At 67.7% G+C, this 23,730-nt stretch carries 25 protein-coding genes; 14 read left to right on the forward strand and 11 right to left on the reverse strand.

Annotated elements, in window-relative coordinates:
* The first annotated feature begins 56 nt into the window (after positions 1-56).
* Together QH470_RS35700 and QH470_RS35705 are read left to right on the forward strand one after the other, a co-directional pair.
* Positions 57-839, forward strand: a complete 783-nt coding sequence (locus QH470_RS35700) for an acyl-CoA thioesterase domain-containing protein (protein WP_280276811.1) — start codon at positions 57-59, stop codon at positions 837-839.
* A gap of 79 nt (positions 840-918) precedes the next feature.
* Positions 919-1,689, forward strand: coding sequence for a GTP pyrophosphokinase (locus tag QH470_RS35705; RefSeq protein ID WP_425302837.1), 771 nt, complete (start codon positions 919-921; stop codon positions 1,687-1,689).
* 32 nt (positions 1,690-1,721) lie between these two features.
* Here QH470_RS35705 and QH470_RS35710 read toward each other — a convergent pair whose 3' ends face one another.
* The gene (locus QH470_RS35710) at positions 1,722-2,081 is read right to left on the reverse strand and encodes an Rv2640c family ArsR-like transcriptional regulator (protein WP_280276812.1); all 360 of its coding nucleotides are present in this window, start codon (positions 2,079-2,081) and stop codon (positions 1,722-1,724) included.
* Between the two features lie 102 nt (positions 2,082-2,183).
* On the opposite strand from QH470_RS35710, the gene QH470_RS35715 reads away from it, so the two are divergent.
* Positions 2,184-2,660, forward strand: coding sequence for an ArsI/CadI family heavy metal resistance metalloenzyme (locus QH470_RS35715; RefSeq protein ID WP_280276813.1), 477 nt, complete (start codon positions 2,184-2,186; stop codon positions 2,658-2,660).
* A gap of 20 nt (positions 2,661-2,680) precedes the next feature.
* On the opposite strand, the gene dmpG is transcribed toward QH470_RS35715, so the two are convergent.
* Genes dmpG through QH470_RS35730 form a run of 3 tightly spaced genes read right to left on the reverse strand, consistent with a single transcriptional unit; the run spans position 2,681 to position 5,491 of the window.
* Entirely contained in the window at positions 2,681-3,730 is a 1,050-nt protein-coding gene (dmpG, locus tag QH470_RS35720) for a 4-hydroxy-2-oxovalerate aldolase (protein ID WP_280276814.1), read from the reverse strand.
* Positions 3,727-4,674 (reverse strand): acetaldehyde dehydrogenase (acetylating), encoded by a 948-nt coding sequence (locus QH470_RS35725; RefSeq protein WP_280276815.1) that lies wholly within the window; start codon positions 4,672-4,674, stop codon positions 3,727-3,729. The genes dmpG and QH470_RS35725 overlap by 4 nt, the downstream gene beginning before the upstream one ends.
* A 25-nt stretch (positions 4,675-4,699) precedes the next feature.
* Positions 4,700-5,491 (reverse strand): 2-keto-4-pentenoate hydratase, encoded by a 792-nt coding sequence (locus QH470_RS35730; protein ID WP_280276816.1) that lies wholly within the window; start codon positions 5,489-5,491, stop codon positions 4,700-4,702.
* Between the two features lie 47 nt (positions 5,492-5,538).
* Between QH470_RS35730 and QH470_RS35735 the strand changes: the two genes are divergently transcribed.
* Positions 5,539-6,327, forward strand: a complete 789-nt coding sequence (locus tag QH470_RS35735) for an IclR family transcriptional regulator (protein ID WP_280276817.1) — start codon at positions 5,539-5,541, stop codon at positions 6,325-6,327.
* Between the two features lie 13 nt (positions 6,328-6,340).
* Here QH470_RS35735 and QH470_RS35740 read toward each other — a convergent pair whose 3' ends face one another.
* Together QH470_RS35740 and QH470_RS35745 are read right to left on the reverse strand one after the other, a co-directional pair.
* Complete coding sequence (locus QH470_RS35740) at positions 6,341-7,393, reverse strand: fatty acid desaturase family protein (protein WP_280276818.1); 1,053 nt, start codon at positions 7,391-7,393, stop codon at positions 6,341-6,343.
* A 153-nt stretch (positions 7,394-7,546) separates the two neighbouring features.
* A complete protein-coding gene (locus tag QH470_RS35745) occupies positions 7,547-8,515 on the reverse strand; it encodes a helix-turn-helix domain-containing protein (protein WP_280276819.1) in 969 nt (322 codons plus the stop codon).
* Positions 8,516-8,810: 295 nt separating this feature from the next.
* On the opposite strand from QH470_RS35745, the gene QH470_RS35750 reads away from it, so the two are divergent.
* Both QH470_RS35750 and QH470_RS35755 read left to right on the forward strand, forming a co-directional pair.
* Complete coding sequence (locus QH470_RS35750; protein WP_280276820.1) at positions 8,811-9,470, forward strand: hypothetical protein; 660 nt, start codon at positions 8,811-8,813, stop codon at positions 9,468-9,470.
* The gene (locus QH470_RS35755; RefSeq protein ID WP_280276821.1) at positions 9,467-9,841 is read left to right on the forward strand and encodes a hypothetical protein; all 375 of its coding nucleotides are present in this window, start codon (positions 9,467-9,469) and stop codon (positions 9,839-9,841) included. Before QH470_RS35750 ends, QH470_RS35755 begins: the two co-directional genes overlap by 4 nt.
* A gap of 75 nt (positions 9,842-9,916) precedes the next feature.
* On the opposite strand, the gene QH470_RS35760 is transcribed toward QH470_RS35755, so the two are convergent.
* Positions 9,917-10,384: a VOC family protein gene (locus QH470_RS35760; protein WP_280276822.1), complete on the reverse strand. Its 468-nt coding sequence runs from the start codon at positions 10,382-10,384 to the stop codon at positions 9,917-9,919.
* A gap of 111 nt (positions 10,385-10,495) precedes the next feature.
* Between QH470_RS35760 and QH470_RS35765 the strand changes: the two genes are divergently transcribed.
* A complete protein-coding gene (locus QH470_RS35765) occupies positions 10,496-11,518 on the forward strand; it encodes a helix-turn-helix transcriptional regulator (protein WP_280276823.1) in 1,023 nt (340 codons plus the stop codon).
* A 24-nt stretch (positions 11,519-11,542) separates the two neighbouring features.
* On the opposite strand, the gene QH470_RS35770 is transcribed toward QH470_RS35765, so the two are convergent.
* Positions 11,543-12,343 (reverse strand): adenylate/guanylate cyclase domain-containing protein, encoded by an 801-nt coding sequence (locus tag QH470_RS35770; protein WP_280276824.1) that lies wholly within the window; start codon positions 12,341-12,343, stop codon positions 11,543-11,545.
* Between the two features lie 63 nt (positions 12,344-12,406).
* Here QH470_RS35770 and QH470_RS35775 point away from each other — a divergent pair, with 63 nt between their 5' ends.
* Together QH470_RS35775 and QH470_RS35780 are read left to right on the forward strand one after the other, a co-directional pair.
* Positions 12,407-12,880 carry a MarR family winged helix-turn-helix transcriptional regulator gene (locus tag QH470_RS35775; protein ID WP_280276825.1) on the forward strand — a complete coding sequence of 158 codons (474 nt, stop codon included), beginning with the start codon at positions 12,407-12,409 and terminating at the stop codon, positions 12,878-12,880.
* A gap of 91 nt (positions 12,881-12,971) precedes the next feature.
* Positions 12,972-14,582 carry a carboxylesterase/lipase family protein gene (locus tag QH470_RS35780; protein WP_280276826.1) on the forward strand — a complete coding sequence of 537 codons (1,611 nt, stop codon included), beginning with the start codon at positions 12,972-12,974 and terminating at the stop codon, positions 14,580-14,582.
* Between the two features lie 44 nt (positions 14,583-14,626).
* Here the strand turns inward: QH470_RS35780 and QH470_RS35785 are convergent, their stop codons facing one another.
* A complete protein-coding gene (locus QH470_RS35785; protein ID WP_280276827.1) occupies positions 14,627-15,055 on the reverse strand; it encodes a hypothetical protein in 429 nt (142 codons plus the stop codon).
* Between the two features lie 498 nt (positions 15,056-15,553).
* Between QH470_RS35785 and QH470_RS35790 the strand changes: the two genes are divergently transcribed.
* On the forward strand, positions 15,554-16,720 hold the full coding sequence (locus QH470_RS35790; protein ID WP_280276828.1) for a hypothetical protein: 1,167 nt from the start codon (positions 15,554-15,556) through the stop codon (positions 16,718-16,720).
* 27 nt (positions 16,721-16,747) lie between these two features.
* Entirely contained in the window at positions 16,748-18,001 is a 1,254-nt protein-coding gene (locus QH470_RS35795) for a Vgb family protein (protein WP_280276829.1), read from the forward strand.
* Between the two features lie 31 nt (positions 18,002-18,032).
* On the opposite strand, the gene QH470_RS35800 is transcribed toward QH470_RS35795, so the two are convergent.
* On the reverse strand, positions 18,033-19,175 hold the full coding sequence (locus QH470_RS35800) for a N(5)-(carboxyethyl)ornithine synthase (RefSeq protein WP_280276830.1): 1,143 nt from the start codon (positions 19,173-19,175) through the stop codon (positions 18,033-18,035).
* A gap of 223 nt (positions 19,176-19,398) precedes the next feature.
* On the opposite strand from QH470_RS35800, the gene QH470_RS35805 reads away from it, so the two are divergent.
* Together QH470_RS35805 and QH470_RS35810 are read left to right on the forward strand one after the other, a co-directional pair.
* On the forward strand, positions 19,399-20,430 hold the full coding sequence (locus tag QH470_RS35805; RefSeq protein WP_280276831.1) for a hypothetical protein: 1,032 nt from the start codon (positions 19,399-19,401) through the stop codon (positions 20,428-20,430).
* A gap of 3 nt (positions 20,431-20,433) precedes the next feature.
* Positions 20,434-21,681 (forward strand): cytochrome P450 family protein, encoded by a 1,248-nt coding sequence (locus QH470_RS35810; protein ID WP_280276832.1) that lies wholly within the window; start codon positions 20,434-20,436, stop codon positions 21,679-21,681.
* 13 nt (positions 21,682-21,694) lie between these two features.
* Here QH470_RS35810 and QH470_RS35815 read toward each other — a convergent pair whose 3' ends face one another.
* A complete protein-coding gene (locus tag QH470_RS35815; protein ID WP_425302838.1) occupies positions 21,695-22,363 on the reverse strand; it encodes a 2OG-Fe dioxygenase family protein in 669 nt (222 codons plus the stop codon).
* Between the two features lie 282 nt (positions 22,364-22,645).
* On the opposite strand from QH470_RS35815, the gene QH470_RS35820 reads away from it, so the two are divergent.
* Positions 22,646-23,335 (forward strand): GAF and ANTAR domain-containing protein, encoded by a 690-nt coding sequence (locus QH470_RS35820; RefSeq protein WP_280276834.1) that lies wholly within the window; start codon positions 22,646-22,648, stop codon positions 23,333-23,335.
* Positions 23,336-23,730 lie beyond the last annotated feature (395 nt).

Genomic DNA, 23,730 nt, shown 5'->3' on the forward strand with positions numbered 1-23,730 from the left:
CATTCCACCGACCGGCCCGGCGCGAACCGCTGTCGGCGATACGACACTATGGGCGTATGACAGACATGCCTTCCATGTTCACGATCGACGACGGCGGGCGGTACCTCCCGCAGGGCTGGGCGTACGGTCGGTGGGGGGCGGACATGCTCAACGGCCCGGCGATCTGCGCCGCGGCGGCTCGCTCGCTCGAACGCGAGCACGGCCTGGCCGATTTCGTACCGGCGCGGTTCACCATCGATATGTTCAAGGCGGCCAAGGGCGCTCCGCTCGAGGTGCGCACCGAGGTCGTGCGCTCCGGCCGGCGCATCCACATCGCCGCGGCTCACGTGCGGCAGGGCGACGTCGAGGTCGCCGAGGCACGGCTGGTGCAGTTGCGCGCCACCGACGCGCCGCCCGGCGAGGAGTGGCACTCCGAGCACCCGTTCGATCCGCCCGCCGACTCGGGCGTCGACTGGTGGTATCGCAGCGACCACGACTGGTCGACCACCCTGTCCGACCACCAGAATTCCGGCCGCAAGAGCCTGTGGGCGGTCCCGCTGGGCGCGGTCGAGGGCGAGGAGCGCAGCCCCTTCGTCCAAGCGGTGGTTGCCGCCGAATCCACGAGCCTGGTGACCAATTGGGGTTCGCGGGGCATCGGCTACATCAACGCGGACCTCACCGTCGCCCTCGACCGCGTCCCGGTCGGCGACCGCATCGGCCTGCACGCCGAAACGCACCTCACGAGCAACGGCATCTCGGTGGGCACGGCCACCCTGTTCGATTCCCGCGGGCCCCTCGGCACCGGCATGGTCACCGCGGTCGGCAATGCCGCCGCACAGATCGACTTCAGCGGTTCCTGACCGGCGGCACGGCGTTCCCGCCGTGGCGGACGTCACCCGGCGTGGCAGGAAAACCGCAGGCAAAGGCAGAATGAAGCACGTGAGAGCCTGGCAGCCGATCCCCCACGCCGACGATGTCTCCCCCGCGGACATGGGTCGGGTCACCATCGACGACGTTCGCGCGCTCCGCGAGCAGTTCCTCGATTTCATGCTCGGCTACAAGTTCGCGATCGACGAGATCACGACCAAGATCAATATCTTGCGCGAGGACTTCAACAGCACCCACGAGTACAACCCGATCGAGCATGTGGGATCGCGGCTCAAGTCGCCGGAGAGTGTGCTGGAAAAGGTCCAGCGCAAGAATTACGCGATGAACCTGGCGTCCATCCGGGAGAACGTGCTCGATATCGCCGGGGTCCGGGTCGTGTGCAGTTTCATCTCCGATATCGCCCAGATCAGGGACATGCTGGTCGGGCAGGAGGACATCACGCTGCTGGAGGAGCGCGACTACATCACCCACCGCAAGCCGAACGGCTACCAGAGCCTGCACCTCATCGTGTCGATCCCGGTATTCCGCTCCAACCGCACCGAGCGCATGCCGGTCGAAATCCAGATCCGCACCATCGCGATGGACTTCTGGGCCAGCCTGGAGCACAAGATCTACTACAAATACCGCGGCGAGGTCCCACCCAACCTCCGCACCGACCTGACCCAGGCCGCCGAGGTAGCCGCCCAGCTGGACGAAAAAATGGAAGCCCTACACCGCCAGGTCGACCACACCACCCGCCCCCCGACCACTTCCCTCGACACCTTGGACCTGAGCACCCTGTACAACAGCCTCACCACTTCCCCCGGCCGCCCCACCACCTGACCGATCACCCGAACACGTCCGGCCGGGTCGATTCAGGGGCAGCAGTTGGGGTCCAGGACGGTGCAGAGGGCGGCGAGGGCTTCTCGGCGGGGGCGGTGGAGGGTGTTCATGCCTCGGCGTTCGGACTCTATGAGGCCGGCGTTGCGTAGTTGGGTGAGGTGGTGGCTGACGGTGGATTCCGACAGGCCGACCGTGGTGGCGAGGTCGCCGCCGTTCTCTTCGCCGCGCGGGCTGGTGAGTAGCAGGGACATCAGTTTCACGCGGACCGGGTCCGCGATTGCCTTGAGGCGCAAGGCGACTTCCAATGCGGCGGCATCGTCGATCGGACCGGCCGCCACGGGCCGGCAGCAGACGGGGGCGGACATGTCGATCACGGGTAGCGCCTTGGGCATGAGACCAACCCTACCCAGTGCATTGACATATGTCGAAGAAGTGGTGCAGACTCAGGCCGTCGAGTTCTTCGACATATGTCTCACAAGTGGAGGTTCGTCATCATGTCCCGCATCCAACTCGCCCTCAATGTCGATGATCTCGAGCAGGCCGTCGCCTTCTACTCGACCTTGTTCGGCACGGCACCGGCCAAGCGCAAGCCGGGGTATGCCAATTTCGCGATCGCGGAGCCGCCGTTGAAGCTGGTGCTGCTGGAGAACACCGGCCAGGGCGGCACGCTCAATCATCTCGGGGTGGAGGTAGAGACCTCCGAGCAGGTGCACGGCGAGATCGCGCGCCTGTCGGAGGCCGGGTTGTTCGCCGAGGAGCAGATCGCGACCACGTGTTGTTTCGCCACCCAGGACAAGGTGTGGGTCACCGGCCCGCACGGCGAGCGCTGGGAGGTCTACACCGTCCTCGCCGACAGCGAATCCTTCGGCGACGCACCGCAACTCGGTGACGCGGAAGCCGTACAGGCGTGCTGCGGCACCGCCGAGGAGGCGGCCGCCGAGGGCGCGTGCTGCGGCAGCGCGGCGAAGTAGCAGGCGTGAAACCGCAGGCGTCAGCGCTGCTGCGCCGCGCTCAGGTCCAGAGCGATGTCGGTGATCAGGTCCTCCTGGCCACCGACCAGCCTGCGCTCGCCGACCGCCAGCAGGATGTCGCGGGTGTCCAGGCCGTACTGTTTCGCCGCCGCTTCCGCGTGGCGGAGGAAGCTCGAGTACACGCCCGCGAAGCCGAGGGTCAGGGTTTCGCGGTCGACCTGCACCGGACGATCCTGTAGCGGGCGCACGATGTCGTCGGCGGCGTCCTGGAGGGCGAACAGGTCGCAATTGTGTTTCCAGCCGGACAGATCCGCGACCGCGGCGAAGGGTTCGATCAGACAGTTGCCCGCGCCCGCGCCGTGCCCGGCCAGCGAGGCGTCGACCCGGATCGCCCCTTCCTCCACCGCCACTACGGAATTCGCCACCGACAGCGACAGATTCTGGTGCGCGTGGATCCCGATCTGAGTGCCGGGATCGAGGATGTCCCGGTAGGCGCGCACCCGCTCCCGCACCCCGTCCATGGTCAGCCTGCCGCCGGAGTCGGTGACGTAAACACAATGTGCGCCATAGGATTCCATGAGTTTCGCCTGCCGGGCCAGCTCGGCCGGTTCGCTCAGATGCGACATCATCAGGAAGCCGCTCACGTCCATGCCGAGTTCGCGGGCGGTGCCGATGTGCTGGGCGGCCACGTCGGCCTCGGTGCAGTGCGTCGCCACTCGCACCGAGGTCACCCCGAGGGCGAAGGCCTGCTTCAACTCGGCGACGGTGCCGACTCCCGGCAGCAGCAGCGTGGTCAGCTTCGCGCGGTGCACGACCGCGGCGGCCGCCTCGATCCATTCCCGGTCGGTGTTGCTGCCCGGCCCGTAGGTGAGGCTGTGCCCGGCGAGGCCGTCGCCGTGGGTGACCTCGAGGGCGTCGACCCCGGCGGCGTCGAGGGCGGCGGCGATCCGGGCCACGTTCTCGGGGCTGATCCGGTGCCGCAGGGCGTGCATGCCGTCGCGCAGGGTGACGTCCTGGATGTAGAGCGGGGCGCCGTCGGTGACATTCGGGCGGGTGGTCGTCTGGGTCATCGGGCCGTCTCCACAAGCATGTTGTCGGCGATCTTCTCCGCGACTCGCAGGGCCGCGGAGGTCATGATGTCGAGGTTGCCCGCGTAGGCGGGCAGATAGTGCGCGGCGCCCTCGACCTCGAGGAAGACCGATACCTTCCACAGGCCGGGGCCCCGGTCGACGCCGCCGGTGAGGGTGGCGACCGATTCGGCGTCGTCCAGCTTCGTGAACTGCACATCCTGTTTGAGCCGATACCCCGGCACGTACGCCGCGACCGCGGCGACCATGTCCCGCACGGACTTTCGGATCGCCTCCTGGTCCGGATCGGTGACCAGGGTGAGTACGGTATCGCGCATGATCAGCGGCGGCTCGGCCGGATTGAGGACGATGATGGCCTTGCCGTGCTCGGCGCCCCCGACCCGCACGATCGCCTCCGAGGTGGTCTCGGTGAACTCGTCGATGTTCGCCCGCGTCCCCGGCCCCGCGGATTTCGAGGCGATGGAGGCCACGATCTCCGCGTAGTGCACCGGCGTGACCGCGGCCACGGCGGCGACGATCGGAATCGTCGCCTGTCCCCCGCAGGTCACCATGTTCACGATCGGGGCGTCGAGGTGCTCGTCCAGATTGACGGCCGGCACCACGAACGGCCCGATGGCCGCGGGCGTGAGGTCGATCAGCCGCTTGCCGTAGGGCCGCAGCGCCTCCTCGTTCGCCAGGTGCGCCTTGGCCGAGGTGGAGTCGAAAATGATTCGGATGTCGTCGAATTCGGGATGTGCGAGCAGTCCCCGCACGCCGTTGTCGATGGCATCGATGCCCAGCCGGCGGGCGCGGGCGAGCCCGTCCGAGGCGGGGTCGATGCCGACGAGCGCGGTGATCTCGACGTGCTGTGCGACGCGGAGGAGTTTGATGACCAGGTCGGTGCCGATATTGCCCGACCCGATGACCGCGGCCTTGATCCGGCTCATGGTGTCCTGCTTTCGGGTGAGATGGTCAATCCGTGAAAGTCGCGGTGACGGAGCCTATTTCGGAAATGTGCGCCTGGTAGGTCGCGCCCGGAGCCACCGGCACGATCGGCCCGAGCGCACCGGAAAGGATGACTTCGCCCGCGCGCAAAGGGGAACCGAACACACAGCAGGTATTGGCCAGCCACGCCAGGGCCTCCCACGGGCTGCCCAGGCAGTCGGCGCCGCGGCCGGTCGAGAGCTGTTCGCCGCCGGAGGTCATGGTCATCGTGACCGCGACGAGGTCGGGGGCGTCGGCGATCGCTAGCGAGTCGCCGAGTACATACAGCCCCGAGGAGGCGTTGTCGGCGACCGTATCGGCGAACCTGATGTCCCAGTCGGCGATTCGGCTGTCGACGATCTCGAACGCCGCGTGCACCCGATCCACGAAATGCGGCGCCTCGGCCGCCGTGATCGGGCCCGGAATGTCACCGGACAGGGTGAAGGCGATCTCGGCTTCGATCCGGGGCTGAAGCAGTCTGCCGAGGTCGACCTTCTCGTCGTGGGTGCAGTCGAAGTCGTCGAGCAGGACACCGAAATCGGGCTGGGCCACGCCCAGTTGGCGCTGCACGGCCGGGGAGGTCAGGCCGATCTTGCGTCCGATCAGCGTGCGGCCACCGGCGAGCAGTGCGTCGATATTGCGCTGCTGGATCTCGTAGGCCGCGTCCAGGTTGTCCGGCCCGATCAGGTCACGGATCGGCGCACACGGGGTCCGGGTGGCCGCCGCTGCCGCGAGTCGTTCGGCGGCCGCGCCGATCGTGTGGGGTTGCACCGTCGTCATGTCGTGCACGCTATGGCCGAGGATGCGCCGCGAATAGGATGTGTCCCATGAAACGGGACGATTTGTCGCTGCTACAGCGCTCGGCGCTGGTGCTCGACGCCTTTCCCGGCGGCACGGCGCTGTCCCTGGCCGAGGTCACCGCCCGCACCGGGCTGCCCCGCTCGACCACGCACCGGGTGCTGACCGCCCTGGTCGAGCTGGGCTGGCTGACGCGCACGGGCGGCAAGTTCGAACTCGGCCTGGCCCTGTTCGAACTCGGCGAGCGCGTCGGCCTGAAGTACCGGCTGCGCTCGGCGGCGCTGCCGTTCATGCAGGACCTGTACGCGGTGACGGGGCAGACCGTGCACCTGGCGGTCCGCGACGGCCGAGACGCCGTCTACGTCGAGAAGATCCACGGGCATGCCGCCCTGCCGCTGCCCTCGCAGATCGGCGGGCGGCTGCCCCTGACGTGCACCGCGGTCGGCAAGGCGCTGCTGGGACCGGCGGACCCGGAGGTCCGCGCCCACGTCCTGAGCCTGCCGCTGCGCAGTTACACCGGCAACTCCATTACCGACCCGGCCCGCCTGACCCGTGAACTCGAGGCCGTGCGGCGGACCGGTGTCGCGATCGAGCGGGAAGAGGCATCTCCGGGCGGCTGCTGCCTGGCCGCGCCGGTGCTGCTCGCGGGGCGCCCGATCGCGGCGCTGTCGGTGTCGGTGCCCACCGACAGCTTCACACCCGAGTTGCTCGCGCCCGCCGTCCGCACCGCGGCGCTGGCGCTGGGCCGAACGCTGTCCCGCACCCCGGCCGAGCGCGCGGCCGCCGTCACCACCCGAAGGAACTCTGCCGCAGTGTGATTCGTGCGCCTGGTCACTCCGTGGCGCGCAAGGGCGCACCGACGTGGTGGAGATGCCGCAGTGCCTCGCGATAGGACGCGATCAGGCCCGTCTCGTGGTACGGCACACCGATTTCGGCGCAGTAGTCACGGACGATCACCTGGGCGTGCCGCAGATTCGGTGACGGCATGTTCGGGAACAAATGGTGCTCGATCTGGTAGTTCAGCCCGCCCAGCGCGAGGTCGGTGAGCACGCCGCCGCGCACGTTGCGGGAGGTCAGCACCTGACGGCGCAGGTAGTCGGGGCGATCGTCGCCGGTCAGGGTCGGCATGCCCTTGTGATTCGGGGCGAAGATGCAGCCCATGTACACGCCGAACAGCACCTGGTGGACGACGAGGAACGCGAGGGCCTTGTCGGCGGGCAGCACGGCGAACAACGCGGCCAGATAGCCGATGAAGTGGCCGAAGAGCAGCGCGGCCTCGACTCGGCGGTGTTTGACGGATCGGTCCCGCAGTGCGCGGACGCCGGCCAGATGGAGGTTGAAACCTTCCAGCATCAGCAGAGGGAAGAACAGGAACGCCTGCGCTCGCCCGATGAGCCGGGGCAGGCCGCGGCTCGCTCGCGCCTGTCGTTGTGACCAGACCAGAATGTCCGGCGCGACATCGGGATCGAGGTCCTCGTGGTTGGGGTTGGCATGATGCCGGGTGTGCTTGTCCTGCCACCAGCCGTAGGCCAAACCGATCCCGGCGTTGCCGACCACCCGGCCCACGATCTCCGTCGGCCGGCGCAACCGGAAGACCTGGCGATGCGCGACATCGTGCATGACGAGGGCGACCTGTGCACTGGTCACGGCCATGAACGCCGCGATCAGCAGTGTCCACCACGAGTTGCCGACGACGACGAACGCCGCCCAGCCGGCGACGAACACCGCCCCGACCACGCTGAGCCGGATCGCGTAGTAGCGGGGACGCCGCTCCATCAACCCGGCGTCGGAGATCCGGCGCAAGAGGCGTGAGTAGTCACCGTCGGCGCCGCCGCGCCGCCGTGCGCGTGGTGCTGACTCTGGAACCAAGGCCGACGTCGTCATGAATCTCCGGAATTCGTTGGAACCGCGGGGTGGTCGCGGCGAGGTGTCCTCGACGCTATCGGCAGATTTCTCGTTCGATGTAGTCCCTCGGTACGGGAGGGGAATAGGACTGTGGGGTGACAGCCGGTCCCTACCGTACACAGGAGACGGGCGCTACGCGTGGCGTCGGGCGGTTTGGCGGAATTGCCCTGGCGGAAGGTCGTATTCGCGCACGAATGCCTCGTTGAACGCCGACATCGACCCGAACCCGGACTCGAAGGCGATGGCGCTGATACTGTCGGCGCGGAACGGGTCCTGTAACCGCTGCCGGGCCCGCCGCAGTCTGGTCTCGCGCAAGAGCCGCGCGGGGCTGGTCTGCACCGACTGCAGCGCGACCTCGAGCATCCGGCGTGAACAGCCCAGGTGTTCGGCGATCGAGGCGGCCGTTACGGCCGGGTCGTCGGAGCATTTCTCGACATAGCCGCGCGCGTCCCGCGCGATTGCGCCGAGCCGCGTCTCGTAGGGCGCACGCTGGTCGTCCAGCGAAATTCCCAGCAGTTCGACAAGGCGCGAGCTGATCTGCAGGAACTCCCACGTCGACATCGTCTCGCGGTGCGCCGCCAGTTGCCCGGTCATCGCCGCCACGGTGCTCAGCAGCGCGTGTTTCGGGTCCAGCGCGAGCGGCGGGCGGTCGCGGCACCGCGCCGGCAGTTCCGCCGCGGGCACCGTGAGGATCCAGCCGTGCGCATTGTCGTTGTGCGCCAGGCTCATCGGGCGTCCCATGGTGATCATGCCGAGTTGCCCGGGCCGCAGCCACACCGTGTCCTCGCCTTGCGACAGGCCGATGCCGCCCGCCAGCGTGATCACGAGCCGCGCGCTGCGGTCGTCGTCCATGCGGATGTGCCGCGTCGATCGTGCGTAGCGAATGCGCTTGGAGGAGAACTCGACCAGTTGAAAGTCCCCCAGTTGCGCATCGGCGAGGCGTTGCACCCGCGTGGTCCCGACGAAATCGCGGCTGTCGCCGAAGTCGAAATGCAGTGCGCCGTGGTTGCCGCGGACATGTCCCACCCAGAAGTCGGTTCGGTCCGCCTTCGACACCTCCGCGGTGGAGGCGTGCAACGGCTGATAATCCGAACGACTCACGGCATCCCCTCCAGTGCGCGAATCAGGCAAGGGTGTGCGCGTCTCCGGTCGAGCCGAAACGTCACGCCCGCATAACCTTTCGGCAAGTGTACGACGACGAGGCGGGCAGTCGTAGGCTCCCCCGGCAGTACGCGGGAATCCGGGACCCGGGCCCCCGATCGGGAAGGTCACCGGACGAGCGGCAGGCGCCGAGGGTGTGGAGGGGAGGTCAGCTCGAGACCGTGGCCCGGGGTCCCGAGCTGGCCGTGCGCCCGCGCCGGTCGCGGTGCGCACCGGGCCTCGGTATGTTTCCTGCATGACGCACTACCGGCGGTGGCGCGGTTCGATTCTCGGACTGTGCGTGCTCGCGCTGACCGCCACCGGCTGCATCGGCGCCGTGGATCGCGCCGACTTCGAAGAACTCGTGCAGGGGCGCGGTGGCGGTCTGGTCAGCGCGCTGCCCGGCGGCGCGATCACCGCGCTGCAGCGGCGTTTGGGGACGGCCGATCTCGAGGCGAGCGTGATCCTGCTGACCGCGCCGAATTCGTCGCAGTTCCAATTCATCATGCTCGACCAGCCCCCGCAGGTCACCGCGGCGCTGAACAGCGGAGGCGCGTTGTCGGGACGATATCCGTTGGCGCGCTTGCGAATTCGCGTGCCGCAACGGCCGGACGAGCTCGACGACTACACCTTCGCGCTGGACACTCTCAGCGAACCCGCGCCCGTGCAGGCGCTCTCGGGCGATCTGAACGGCACCACCTTCGCGATCGGCGAAGTACCCGCGCTACAGCGAGTCGAGGAGATCGTCGACACGTCGATCGCCCACAGCGGACTCGACGACGCGCACGTATCGGCGTTGCTGGTGCACCGATCCGGGCAGAACGTTCTGGTGACGGTGAATGTCGTGGCGCCCCGCGGCGTGACCGTCCTCCAATTCGACCGCGCCGGAACTCTGCTCCGCACACAGCGGGCATGACCATGGCCAAGCCCTTCGCGATCCTGAGCGGCCTCGTTCCCGGCGTCTTCGTATTCAGCATCCTGCTCTCGGTGATCTGGCCCGGCGAGATCGAGCTGACCGCACCCCTGTTCTGCGCGGACCCGTACCGCGACCCGATCGTCGTCTCCGACACCTTCCACGACTCCGAGGGCACCTCGACCAACTTCACCCTGCACTGCGTCGGCGACCGCGGCGAACTCACCGACGAGGGCTTCATGTTCCCCTGGCTGACCCTCGTGGCGGCCCACACCGCCCTCATCGTCCTGATCGCATTCTCGGTCACCTTGGTACACCGCGTCACCACCGACGACCAACCACCGGACAGCCCGCGAATCGGCACCGAACTGTAGCCACACATCGCCATTCATCGGGTATTCCCGGCTGGGTGCGGCCGGGGCCGGCCGCACCCGCTGAGCCGGAAGGCCTTATGCCGAAATGTGTTCGGCGGCGACGTCGAGGATCCAGGTGACGCCGAAGCGGTCGGTCAGCATTCCGAAGGCCGGTGCCCAGGGGGCGGGGGCGAAGGTCTCGATGATTGTGGCGTTGTCCGCGAGGCGGTCCCACAGCGCACCGACCTCCTCGATGGATTCGCCGCGCACCGACAGGAAGAACGGCTCGTCGGTGAGGGTGGCGCCGTTCTCGCGGCGGGTGGTGGGCGCGCTCGCGGCGGCCCGCGTCTCCTGGCCGGGGACGTCGTAGGCCATGACCCGGAACCCGTTGGCGGCGACGACCTGGCCGAACACCACCTTGCTCGCGTCGGGCGATTCGGCGGACATCCCGAAGTCGCCGTAGGTGGCGATGGTGAGCTGCCCGCCGAATACCGACTGATAGAACTCCAGGGCCGCCCGGGCCTGACCGTGGAAGTTGAGATGGGCAACAGCATTGACCGACATGGCGATCCAGTCCTTCACGAGTGGTTTCGCGCCGGAGGGTTCCGGCGACGAAAGCCACACTGTCACCGGTAGCGGTCAGGGAATGTCCGCTACTCGTGACAGCATGAACGCATGCCGACCGCTTCCTCGACGTCGACCTCCCGGCGCCTGCTCGCACTGCTGTCGCTGCTGCAGGTCCGCCGCGATTGGCCGGGAGAGCTGCTCGCCCAGCGGCTGAACGTCAGCGCGCGCACGGTGCGCCGCGATGTCGACCGCCTGCGCGAACTCGGGTATCCGGTCCAGGCCGCGAAAGGGCCGGACGGCGGCTATCGGCTGGAGGCGGGCAGCGAACTCCCGCCGCTGCTGTTCGACGACGAGCAGGCGGTCGCGCTCGCGGTGGCGTTGCGGACCGCGGCGGGGACGGGCGCGGGCATCGAGGAGGCCGCCGCCCGAGCCCTGGCGACCGTGCGCCAGGTGCTGCCCTCCCGCCTGCGCCGGCGCGTCGACGCCCTCGAGATCTCCGCGGTCGGGTCGGCCGGACCTCGCGCCGATTCCCAAGCCGATACCCACACCCTGCTCGCGCTCGGCGCCGCCCTCCGAGCCGGCGAGGAACTGCGATTCGACTACGCGTCCCCGGCACAGCCGGAGGCCACCGACCCACGCCGGCCGCGCCGGGTGCAACCCCATCATCTCGTAGCCCGCGGCGGCCACTGGTACCTCATCGGATGGGACCCACAGCGCGCGGACTGGCGGATCTACCGCGCCGACCGCATGACCCTGCGCATTCCCAACGGGCCCCGCTTCTCCCCCCGGCCATTGCCGGGCGACGACATCGCCACATTTCTCTCCGCCCGGTTCAAGGGCTCCGACAGCACCGACGCCTGGCCGTGCAACGGCGAGGTGATACTGGAACTCCCTGCCGCACAAGTCATTCCGTTCGCAGACGACGCCGTCGTCGAGGAATACGGACCCACCCGAACGAGAATGCTGCTCGGTTCCTGGTCCTGGCCCGCACTCGCGGCGACGCTGGCTCGTTTCGACACCGAAATCGAGGTCGTCGGCCCGCAGCAATTGCGCGACGCCTTCGCCGACCTCTCCCGCCGCGCGGCCCGCGCCGCGGGCGACAACCCCACGTCCACGAACGATCGGGGGTGACCGCATCGAGCCGAACGCGGACCGTCAGCTCGCCGCGCGCACGGCCGGGTAGAGGCGGAAGGTGCCCTCGAATCCTTTGAGTTCCACTTCGCGTTCGGGGCCGAGGGCGATGTCGGGCTCCTCGCATACCGAGTCCCGAACGGTCTCGCTCACCAGCACCTCGCCGCCGGTGGCGCGGGCGGCGACTCGGGCGGCCATCGCGACATTGCGACCGTAGAGATCGTCGCCGCGCCGCACCGACGGTCCCATGTGGATGCCGATGCGCACCAGGACACTCGGCCGTCGCGGCGAATCGGCGACGGCCAGCGCGGCCTGGACGTCGATGCTGCACCGGACCGCGTGCTCCGGTTCGGCGAAGGCGATCATGAAGCCGTCACCCTGGCTTTTCACGATATGGCCGCGGTGCGTGCCGACCAGGTCTCGGACCAGCCGGTCGTGGCGGTCGAGCAGTTTGACCCAGGCGCGGTCGCCGAGCCGCTCGTTCAGCGCGGTGGAGCCCTCGATGTCGGAGAAGACGATCACCACGTTTCCGTCGGGGGTCAGCCTGGCCAGGTCGGGTCGTTCCACCCGCGCCCACGCCGCAAGTTCCTCGACCGAACTGAACACCGCGCCACGAAAGCCCTTCTCACGCACCAGGTTCGCGGTTTCCCACACGGTCTTCACCGCCAGCCTGCCGCGCGAAAGCAGAATCCGGCTCGCATCGGGCCGACGCCGCCTGGACCGCAGACGGCGATTCGCACGCGCCAGCAGTACGCCGAGCACGACCAGGCCGACGGCTTCGGCGGCGGCGATCACCACCAGCAGGATCACGATCACCGTGGGCATGAGCCGACCATAGCCGGGCCGGGGCGGCCGCGTCTCGGCCAGGCACGCGGGCAGAATGGCGGGGTGGATTCTCTTGCCCGGCCGGACGCATCCGCCTCGTCGACCGCGTCGTTCGAGGCGCAGTTCAGCACCCTGCTCGGGCCGCTACGCCGCGCGGTACTGCGGCGCACCCGCACCGCCGAGGACTTGCCCGACCTGCCGGACGCGCAGATCGAACTGCTTCGACTGCTGGTCACGACGGGAGGGCTCGCACCGAGCCGGGCAGCCGCCGAACTGCGGATGGCGCAGTCGACCATCAGTAATCTGATTCGCACGATGGCCGCGGCCGATCTGGTAGAACGCCGAAATCAGCCGACCGACGGCCGCGGCGCGCTGCTGGTGGCCTCGGCGCGCGCGCATCGACTGCTGGATCGGTACGACCACGCCAGCGCCGCGATACTGCGCGAGACGCTCGAAACCCTCACCGCCGCCGACCGCCACGCCCTGGAATCCGCGCTGCCCGCACTGCAACGCCTGGTACAGGCGTTGGGCGAATAGTCGGCGATCTTTCCCGAATCACCTCCCTCGCGCGGCCGTCGTCCTCTACAGTGCTTTTGTTTCAAAAGCACTTGCCCGCAGGGAGCTTCACATGCGAATCCGCACCGCCGGCCGTCCGCGGACCAGATGGCTGACGCCGCTGGCGATCCTGATCAGCGGCGTCGCCGCGGCGGCGGTGTCGGTGTTCGCACCGGCGCAGGCCGTGCCGGGCGGCGGCCCGGAACCGGTCGTGAGCGTCACCGGTGGCGCGATTCGCGGTATGCGGTCCGACGGCGTCGTGAAGTATCTCGGGGTGCCGTTCGCCGAAGCGCAGCGTTTCGCGCCGCCGCGTCCCGCGATGCCGTGGGACGGTGTCCGGGCGGCGGTCGGGCACGGGCCGCAATGCCCGCAGTCGGCTCCGGTGCCCGGCGCTCCGGGATTGCAGCCGTCGAGCGAGGACTGTCTCAGCATCGATGTGTATGTGCCCGAACACCCGGCCGCCGCCACGCTTCCCGTCATGGTGTGGCTCTACGGCGGGGCGTTCGTGCTCGGTTCCAACGCGCAATACGATTCGCCCGCCAGGCTGGTCCGAGACGGGCAGGTCATCGTCGCCATCCCCAATTACCGCGTCGGGCCGTTCGGCTTCCTGGCGCTTCCCGAACTGGCGGCGGAGGGCGCGGCCGGCACCTTCGGCACCCTCGACCAGCAGGCCGCCCTGCGCTGGCTGCGCGACAACGCGGCGGCGTTCGGCGGCGACGCGGGCAATATCACCCTCTTCGGCGAATCCGCCGGTGGCATGAGCGTCTGCACCCAGCTGGCCTCGCCGTCGGCTCGCGGCCTGTTTGCGAAAGCGATCATCGAGAGCGGGTCCTGCGCCCGCAGCCCCCTGGTTCCGCCTACTGCCGAGGTCGCGTATCGGCGGTCGGCCGACTACGCCGCGAGTCTCGGCTGCGGTAACCCGGCGACCCGCCTGGCGTGCCTGCGCGCCCTGCCCGCGGACCGGTTGCTGGACTCGCCCACCACGACCCTGAACACCATGGCGGTCACGTGGACTCCCGCCCTGGACGGGATCGTGCTGACCGACACTCCCGAGAACGCCCTCGCCGGTGGGGCCGCACGTGACATCCCGCTCGTCGTCGGCAGCAACGCCGACGAAGGCGCCACGTTCATCGCGCTGCTCGACTACCTGCGCGGCGCCATACCCACCGATGCCGACTACCGCGCGTGGGCACGAGACCTGTTCGACGACAACAGCGATTCGGTCCTCGACCGGTACCCCGCCGCCGCGTTCGCCTCGCCCGCCGCGGCGAAGGAACGCGTGATCACCGATGGATTCTTCGCCTGCCCAGCGCAATTCACCGCCGACGCCGCCCGCCGCGGTGGCGCATCCGTGTGGCGGTACCGATTCGGTGACACCCCGCTGCCCGCGAACCCGTTGCTGCCCGGCGCTTTCCACGGCGCGGAGGTTCCGTACGTCTTCTCCGCGCTGATGGGCATCCCCGTCCCGCTGCCGCCGGAGGCAGACCTGCTCTCCCGCCGAATCCAGCACAGCTGGGCACAATTCGCCCACACCGGCAATCCCGAAACCCCCGACTTCACCCCTTGGCCCCACACGAATCCCGCCACCACCCTCGAACTGAGCAGCCACCACATCGCCGTCACCGACTCGTTCGCCGACCGACACCACTGCGACCTCTGGGCCTCCATCGACCGCATCGGATAATCGGCTGGGGTGCCCGAACGCGGTTTCCTCTGCGGGAACGACGATCAGTGCCGCCCGGTATGGGTCAGCCGATGCCGGTACACCACCACGGCCATCGCGATGAGCATCAGCACATGCCCGAGGATCATCAGGCCCGCGCCGGACAGAATGCCCGCCCAATAGGGCGCCAGGAGCACCGCGAACGGCACATACATCGCCGCGGTCATCTCGGCGACTTCGGCGAAACCGTGACGGCGCACCAACATCCACGCCGCCATGGCCACGGCCATCTCCGTCGCCATGATCATCGCCCGGGCATCGGCGCGCTCGAAGACGGCCGACCAACCGGCAGCGGCGAATCCCCACCGCACCAAGGGACCGAAGACGGCCATGCCGATGCCCATGGCGGCCGTCATCTCGAGATAGTGCAGCAATGCTCGTCGCGTGATCGAGCGTGACGAGGAGTGGTGCATACGGGCTTCAAGGGTTGTCATTACAGACTCCATATCGGATAGCGTCTCTATCTATAATAGGAAGCTACACTATCCGTATTACCGAGTCCAGCTTCGGCTCGAATGAGGATCGGAAGCTGCGATCGGACCGGCGATCTCGCCGGTATCGACTTCGGCCGAACCCCCGAGGCCCTACCCCGCCGGTGTGACGCTGCTGCGCCTCCGCCGGCTCAAGGGCGCTCCGGAATCGGCCGAAAAATCGTCTCCGGGAACAAGTTCTATCGTTCCGACGCGCCCCGAGACGAATCCTGTTGTGCTAACCTGAGTTACGCAGTCATTCAGTGGCAAATCCAGGCGAGGAGCCGTCCGGCGTCGTTTCGATGCCCGCGTGGACGCTCCGAGTCGTCGAAGCAATCAATAGTACAACTGTCCAGTCGTCGACATTTGTTCGGTCGATGCGGGTGATGTCTTTATTTGTGTCGATTGCCGATAACACGAAGCGAGGGTGGGGCCCTCGTCTGCGATCAGGGAGGGAGAGTCGTGACCGAAGAATTCGGAAGTGTAAACCCCGTGGGCAAAACGTACAAGCCCACCAGGTTCATGCGCCACCCGCTGACACGAAAAAATCAGCGGGAGCTGAAAGTTCCCGACCGTGCCCCTGCTCTGTGCGAGAAGTGGAAATCCTGGGAAAAGATGGAGAAGAAGCCGCCGGGGTGGGAGCGCATAAAGGCGAGAGCACAGCAGAAGACAGCAGACGGGCAAGATCGGTGGATCGCCCCGGTCGGATTTTCCCTGAACAAGGTTCGATACGGCGACTTTCCGGACGACGAGGCCACCGCACACCAGCGCGAGTGGTACACGTACATGAATATGGGCGTACCACTCATCGAAGAGCGAAGCGACATTCAGCAACCCCCACCCGACGTGATATACCAGAACACGTTCGTCAACCGAACCGACCCCAAACCCGTGACATGGACGGCTACGGTCGAGTTCCTGATCGCGAACGAAATCAGCTGGCAGCTCCAAGGCCAGGTACAGCTCACCTTCGCGGCGAAAACCACCGCATCGCTACAGCAGCAACTACAGAAGAGCATGGCGGCGAGCGAGTCGCAGACGACCACGATGAAGAACAGCAGAGACAATGTCGGCGTCGACAACGCCTCGCAGACGCAGACGACGAATACGACGACGGCCACCGGAACCGCCACGGGTACCGGGGAGTTGTCGGCACAGCTGATGTTGGGAATCACTTCTTCGATCGGCGGCAAACTGACCACTCAGTTCAGAAGCTCGCTACAGCTCAGTGGAAAAATAGACACCCGAGCCGTGGTCCGGGCGACACAGCGCCGGAAGATCAGCAGATTCGACTACGAACTTCCCATCACCTTCGGCGGCTACATCGCTCTGTATTACGACGAGCCGGTCGAGTTCGGCAGCCTTACCAGTAAGGATCGTGCGGCGCGACGAAAAGCGCAGACTCGCGACGACAGTGGAAGAACCGAGCCCGAACAGTACTACCAGATAATTGCGCACGATATCGATGTCCTCGAATTGATCGAGGACGGCAGAGAATACCTCAGCCAAAAGGGCGAAGCCGAGATCGTCTCCACCTTCGCAGGAGAAATGGAAGTATTCGAACTCGAATCACTGACACTCAGCGACGGCGTCAACGAAAAGACAGAGGCGTATCTCTACAAGGAGTGATCGCTCCGTTCCGGCCAGGAGGAAAACATGCCTGTCGACAAAGATCCCGCAAGCAGTAACAACGAAGGCGGATCCGCCCGACCGAACGCTTTCGACGGCTCCTTCGGCGGCGGCCGAGAGGGGGCCCGCTCCGCCGAACAGACTGCCCGACAACTCGATACAGACACTCCCGGATCGGCCCACGGCGTGTGGGACGACGAGGAGGAGTCCGTCTCCGGCTCGTTCGCGGGGTGCCTGCGCGACTTGGAAAGTCGACGCGATCCGGCGATCTTCCGCCAGATTCCGCACGACCGGCTCCACGTCAACGATATGTTCCTCATCCCCCATTTCCAGAGTTTTCAGGCCGCGGCGACAGGTCAGCAACAAGTCTTCGGAGATCCGGGGTCGACGTCGGCCATGGCCTCGTCAACCCTGAATGTCGCGGCCGAATCGCTGACTGTCGAGATCAAGGACGAGGACCGGCCCGGAGTCGCCGACAACAGGAACTTCGTCCTGGTCGCGACCGGTCTCGGGCAGTCGGAAGGTCTCGCGGTGGATACACTGCGCGGCACGGCATACTCCGCCGACCGGAGCGGCCACCACCTCTACGCCGTGGATCTCGGCTGCGGCGCGGAGTACGTGGTCGCGAGCAACCTGGGTGACATCGGAGATGTGGCCCTCGACGGAAACGGTACGGCCTACGTCACCGACTATGCCGGGGCGCGGCTGCTCGCGGTCAACCTGTCCGACGGCTCCAAGCGCCAAATCACCAGTGCCGACGGCATATTCGCCTACGGTGTCGCACTGGGCGACCGCGGCACGGCCTACGTCACCGACTGGTACAACGGCAAACTGTTCGCGGTCGATCTCGAGACGAATGAGAAGAAGACCCTCACCGAAGGCATCGGACACGCCGCCGGGATAGCGCTGAACGGCACCGGCAAGGCATACATAGGCCAGAAGGACGGCGATCGAAACCTGTACGAGGTCGACCTGGACACCGGCGCCAAACGCCTGCTCACCACGCTCGTCAACGCGAGCACCACCCGTGTCGAACTGGACGGGGCCGGGAAAGCATATGTCGCCGACCATGTCCAGGGCGGCCTGTACGAGGTCGACCTCGCCAACGGCGCCAAGCGGGTGGTGGCCACCGGCCTGGGCGCCGCCAACGGTCTCGCGGTGGACAGCGGCAACGGCCACGTCTACGTGAGCAATCAGGCGGGCGAACTCTGGCGACTCTCCCAGCGCGCCCTGCGGACCATCGGAGGCGTCGGCAAAGTGACGCTGCCACCGCCGCGATAACGCTGGACGCGCGAAGTCGCCGCGGATCCGGTCAGACGACCGCGTACGGGTAGGCCGCGGCGCGGCCCTGGAAGGAGAGGATGCGGAGGTTCTGGACTCGGCCCTCGCGGATTTCGATTGCGCGGCGGACGGTTTCGCTGCTGTCCCAGGCGTCGGGGCCGGCCATCACGATGGGCAGGTATTCCAGCAGCGCCTCGGAGTTCTCCCAGGTGGCGGAGTTCCAGAGGAACGAGGGGCTGTGGTCGACGCCGTAGTTGTGCAGGTCGTCGCCGATGGTGAACATCGGGTCCGCGAACGAGGTCGGGCGTGCCCACTCGAAACCCATGCCCGCGTCGCAGGAGACGTCGACGAACAGCGTCCCGCGCGCGAACAGGTCCAGATCCGCGTTCCGCACGAACAGCAGCGGCTCCTCGGTGTCCTGGAGCATGCAGTTGACAACCACGTCGTACTGGGCCAGCGCCGCCGCCAGCGGTCCCGATTCCGGCGCCTTCAGCGCGAGGGTCCGGCCGGGGTTCGTCGGATCCCGCTGGAAATGCTGCATCCGCACCGACGCGAACGGTGAGGCCACCGCCGACACGCTGCGCTGGGTGAACACCGTGACATCACTGATCCCGAGTGCCGAGAGCGCACGCACCGCGCCGCGGGCGGTGGCACCGAAACTGATGACCGCCGCCCGCATCCGCCGCCCGTAATCGCCGCAGGATCCACGCAGTTGCAGCGCGTGCAGGACCGAGCAGTAGCCCGCCAGCTCGTTGTTCTTGTGGAAGACGTGGACGCTGAAATTGCCTTCCTTCGTCCAGTGATTCATCGCCTCCCAGGCGATCAGGGTCAGGCCGCGGTCGACGGCCAGCTGGGTCATCCGCGCGTCCTGCACACAGTGCGGCCACCCCCACACGACCTGCCCCGGGCGCAAACCCTCGAGGTCTTCGGCCAACGGCTTCGGTATCAGCAGCACATCGCATTCGGCGAACAGCTCCGCACGCGTGCGGTGGCCGCCGACCAGCGGCGCCAGGTGCTCGTCGCGGTAGCCGAACCGATCACCGTAGCCGCGTTCCAGGAAGACTCGATCGCGAAGCGTCGGGTCGATCCGGTCGAAATGCGCGGGGTGGATCGCCAACCGGTGCTCGGCCTCTTTGCGGGAGGTCGCCACTACACCGATGGTTAGTTGCTTCACCGAACAAGTCTACGCGAGACGGTAGCGAAATCCGCAGGTCAGCGAAACGGCGTCGACGCGGTCCGCGGTGTGAACGCGATCCTGCCGAACACTCGGTGACCGAGTTCCCACGGGTGGAAGTGCGGGCATCGGCCGGACCGAGATACCTTCTGCGTCCACCGGTCCATTGCCGCGAGTCCGCGAATCCGCGGTAGACATGGGCTGCCGGGTGCGAGGAGCTGACATGGTCCGTGGCGACGTACATCTGTGCGGCAGTGTTCCGCTGCCGAACTCCGAGGCCGTATTCACCGCGGCGGCACGGCATCTCGGCCCTTGGCTCGAACGCATTCCGGACGGGGAGACCGGCGTGCGGGACAATTTCACGGTCTGGCAGCTGCCACGCATGGCCGCACATCCCGATCTGGAGGTCGCGCCGCCGCCGAGCCCGGAGTACGGGCCGAGCGAACGGGTGCGTCCGAAACCCGGTGTCGATCCGGCCACGATAGATTTCGGCCCGCTCGGCTACGCCGACGCCGCCCTGGAATCCTGGCGGATATTCCGAAAATTGCGCGCAGAGGGAACCATCGGCGCGGGAGTCCGGTTCCAAGTGAGCCTGCCTTCGCCGATCTCCGTGGTCGGAGCCTTCGTCGGCGATCCGCAGGATGTTCTCGAAAGCCGTTACGAGGCAGCCCTTCTCGCCGAACTCGACAAGATCGTGGCCGAGATCCCCGGTGCGGATCTGGCGGTGCAATGGGATTGCCCGGTCGAATTCGCCATTTTCGAGGGCATATTCCCGTCCTGGTTCGGCGACGGCTATCCGCGACAGCTCGCTCAGGTCGTCGCTCGGCTGGCCCGGCTCGGCGCCGCGGTGCCCGAGGGCGTCGAACTCGGATATCACCTGTGCTACGGCGACTTCGGGCATCAGCACTTCGCCGAGCCCGCCGACACCGGCCGCATGGTGTCGGTGACGACCGGCATCCTGGAATCGCTGTCACGGCAAGTCGACTGGGTGCATATGCCGGTCCCGCGCTCGCGCTCCGACCGCGAATACTTCGCGCCCTTGGCAGCACTGCGGCTCCCCGAACACACCAGGCTCTATCTGGGACTTGTCCACGCCACCGATGGCCGAGCGGGCGCGATGCGGCGTATCACCGCCGCCCGCAGCACAATCGCCGAATTCGGTATCGCCACCGAGTGTGGTTTGGGGCGACGGCCGGCCGAGCAGCTGTCGGCACTGCTGGACCTGCATGCCGTCGTGGCCGCCGCCCTGTCCTGAGCGATGAATTTTCCCTTCGCCGACGTGACGCCGAATCAACTGTCGTTCGAAGAGCGCGACGCGTGGTACGGGCGGCTACACGAATGGCCGGACAGCAGTTATCGGCATCGCAGCGGACTGCGCCTGGTCTGGCGTTACGACGATGCACGGCAACTGCTCGAGGCGAGCGAATCCGGTATCTCGAACGCGAATTCACTCCAGCCGCTGGTCGGCTATCGGCGTATCGCCGCGAATCCGCGTGCCGTCGGCCGACTGTGCCGGCATCTGATTCCCTTGCCCGCCAAGGCGACCGCGGATTGCACCGATGACCTCCTGCACAAGCGCGTGTGGGACAGCATGGCCGGCCCGGACGGGCATTTCACGATTCCCGCCGGCCTGCGCGAGCAGCGGACGGCCGAGCTGACAGCGCACTTCCACGCGACAGTGGCGGGGTGCGTGCCACCGCGTGGAGTGGCGATCGACGCGACGGCGTTGTCGATCGCCTACGCCGCCTGGGTCGTCGGTGCGGCGGTCGGCCTGCCCGCGGCGGAATGGCCGTCGGTGGCGGAATGGAGTGGCGCGCAGTCCGGTCTGCTCGGTCGTCACCTGCGTGGCCGCGAGCTGGCCGACGCGGTGGGCGCGCTCGGGCAGTTGTTCACGGTGAGCGGCAGGACCGTGACCGCGGCGCGGCGGTTGCGGACCGCGGGTTTCGCCGAGCGACTGGCTGCCGCCGGGATTCCGCATCGCGTCGCCGTCTCCGCGATGGCGAACTCGCTCGCCGCGGGCGTGCACACCGTCAGCGGCACCATTCAGCAAGGGCTGCAACGACTTCTGAGCGATCCCGCCCGACACTGGTGGGACCTGCTCGCCGGGCCCGACGCCGCGCGGGTTACCGCCAAGGTGCTCGCACTCGATCCCGGCCTGGTCGCGTGGAAACGCGATGTGCTCCGGCCGGTGACGCTGCGCAGTACCACGCTGCCCGCCGGGCCGGTGCTGGTGATGTTCGCCGCCGCGAACCGCGATCCGCTGGCCTTCGGCAATCCGCTGGATCTGCGCGCCTCCGGCACACTGCCCCTGACCTTCGGCTTCGGCAGGCACGTCTGCCCGGGCAAGTCGCTGGCCCACCTGGCGATCGAGGTCTTCCTGCGAGAATGGCGCCTCCTCGCTCCCGAGTGCCGCCTCGGGCCCCTCCCCCGATCCCCGCGGGCACGCCCGAACGACCTGCTGTTCAGCGGCGCGGACGTGACTCTCGTCGGCGGCCCGATCCAGTAGGCGGGCGCGACCGTCATCGACAGTCCGTCCAAGGGGCGAAGGTCACCACCAGCACGTCGCGATGCGCCGGCCGATCCGGCCGTTCTGGGCACACCGGGGAGACGTCGTGCAGCGTGCTCCGATCGTCCCCGAGCAAGACGGCACCCGGTTCCCGCAGCGTCGTGGTCAGCACCTCCCGGCCGTCGGTGGTGAACACAGAACTCTCGCCACCGGCCGCGTTGTCCCGGCCGACCAGCAACGACGACACCAAGGTGACCCCGTCGCGATGGCGGCCCTCCGGCGCCGGTGACCCCGTTGTGGCGGCATGCGCGCTCACCCGGAACGGATGCACCTGCACGGTCCAGTGCGCCGGGTCGTCCAACACTGTCGCGCACCGTCCGAGCAACCGCAGCAGCGCGCCGAACACCGGATCGGTCACGAACGCGTCGGTGAGGGGCTCGAAAACGCGATCCACCCCGATATAGAGCGGGTTGCTGTTCTCGGGCTGGACGAACGAAGCCGACTCGAGCCGGTCGAATCGTCCGGTCGCTGTGGTGAACGAGAAGCGGCCGTAGCGACGGAATCTGACAGTGCCCCGCTCTGCGGCGAAACCGTCCCTGCACAGCGCATTCCACTGGGAACGGAATCGCCGCCAGTCGCCGTCGGTCGTGCCGAGCACCGAGTTCGTCGCCGCCGCGGGCATGACATGCGCCCCGGTGGACAGCAATGCTTCCCGCGCCGCGTGTACGGGGTCCGCGAGCGACCCGAGCGCCGACGCTGTCGCAGGTTCGTCGAATATCCTGTTCACAATTCAACCCACCTTTCCGCAGTCCGGTGCTCGCGTATTTCCCGTCGGCATCGCACGGAAACAGCAGGGAGACCAGACTCTGACCAGCACCGAGGTCGGGCACGGCAGAGGGAAACAAGGCAGCGACGGCGGCACAGCCCCTGCCCGACGGTGACCGAGATCGGGCATTATGGGCGCATGACAGAGCGCGACGAGGTGTCGCAGGCCGAGTTGGACCTCGTCGAGCGTGTGGTCGGGGTCGGCGATCCGCTGGCCGTGGGCCGATTCCGCTACTGGTTCGGCAGTCGGCGGTGGGAATGGTCCCCGGAGGTCGCGCGGATGCACGGTCACCCGCCGGGCACCGAGCCCACGACCGCGTTGCTGCTCTCGCACAAACACCCCGACGACCGGGACCGGCTCGAAGCGTTGATCACCTCCGTCGAGGACGGCGGCGCGTTCTCCAGCCGCCACCGCATCATCGACGCCGCCGGGCAGGTGCGGGAAGTCCTCGTCGTGTCGGAGCCGATGACCGACGAACGCGGCGCGGTGATCGGGACCCAGGGCTACTACATCGACCTGTCGGTCGCCGCGGCCGAGTACCGCAAGGAAGTACTCGACGACGTCCTGCCGCAACTCGTCGACGCCCGCGCGGTCATCGAACAGGCCAAAGGCGCACTGATGCTCGGCTACGGCATCAACGCCGACCAGGCGTTCGCGGTACTGCGGTGGCGCTCGCAGGAGACCAACATCAAACTTCGCGCGATAGCCGACCGCATAGTCGCCGAACTACCGAGCATGGCGGACAACGAGATCAAGCTACGATCCCGCCTCGACCACGTACTGCTGACGGCACACAACGGCATCGACCGCACACCGACGGGTAAATAGAAGCCACCCGATCGATGGCCGCCAACCCGACGGGCCATCGATCCGGGAACGCGCGAACGGGGGGGGGGGGGGGGGGGGCCCCCACCCCCGGGGGGGGGTTTGGGGTTTTTGGCGGGGGGTGTTGGGGGGGGGGGGGGGGGGGGGGGGGGGGGGGGGGGGGGGGGGGGCGGGGGGGGGGCGGGGGGGGGGGCGGGGGGGGGTGTGGTGGCGCAGTAGAGGTCGCCGGTTGCGCAGAGGGTGCGGACGCGGTCGGTGAGGGTGCCGAAGTCCGTCAGTTCATCGAGGAAGTATTCGAGGAATATATTTCGTGGGCTCGCCGAACGCCGGTGACGATGCTGCCGCGCGATACCACCGGTAGCTTGCCGGGTGACTTCGCGTCGACCTACGAAAAGGAT

The organism is Nocardia wallacei (genome assembly GCF_029868745.1).
In the GTDB taxonomy this organism is placed as follows: Bacteria; Actinomycetota; Actinomycetes; order Mycobacteriales; family Mycobacteriaceae; genus Nocardia; species Nocardia wallacei_B.